At 60.3% G+C, this 615-nt stretch carries 1 protein-coding gene; it reads left to right on the top strand.

Annotated features, from left to right (window positions below):
• The coding region (locus AACY52_RS29320; RefSeq protein WP_339561219.1) for a carbohydrate porin at positions 1-606 on the top strand (606 nt) is incomplete at its 5' end.
• Positions 607-615 lie beyond the last annotated feature (9 nt).

The following is a 615-nucleotide window of genomic DNA, read 5'->3' on the forward strand; positions in this document are numbered from 1 at the left end:
GGCGCCGTCGAGTTCGAGGAACGGCACAGCCTGTTCGGGCAGCCGGGTAAGGTTCGGATCGGCGCTTTCATCAACCGTGGTTACACCGGCGCGTATCGCGACGCTATCAACCTCGCGCAAGCGAGCCCTCAAACAGATATCAACGATGCGATGACGGCCCTGCGCCGCAATCAGAATAAGTATGGCTTTTATGGAAATATCGAACAGGCTTTGACAGCTGACCTCGGGCTTTTCGCCCGTGCAAGCTGGAACGACGGCCGCACCGAAATCCTCTCCTTCACGGACATCGACCGCAGCATTTCCGGTGGTTTCTCCCTAAAGGGTTCTGCATGGGGACGGCCTGCGGACACGATCGGAGTCGGTGCTGCGGTCAACGGCCTCTCGAGTGCACATCGTAACTTCCTCGCCGCCGGAGGCACGGGGTTGCTGATCGGTGATGGGAGACTGCGCTACGGCCACGAGTCGATCGTCGAGGCGTATTACGCCTTGCGGGTCAACGGCTGGAGCACCGTCACCTTCGACTATCAGTTTGTTGCAAACCCCGCCTACAACGCCGACCGCGGACCAGCCTCGATTCTGTCGCTTCGCGCCCACGCCGAATTCTGACAGCGAGTG

It is taken from the genome of Pseudomonas sp. EA_65y_Pfl1_P113 (assembly GCF_963970525.1).
GTDB classification, from domain to species: Bacteria; Pseudomonadota; Gammaproteobacteria; order Pseudomonadales; family Pseudomonadaceae; genus Aquipseudomonas; species Aquipseudomonas tritici.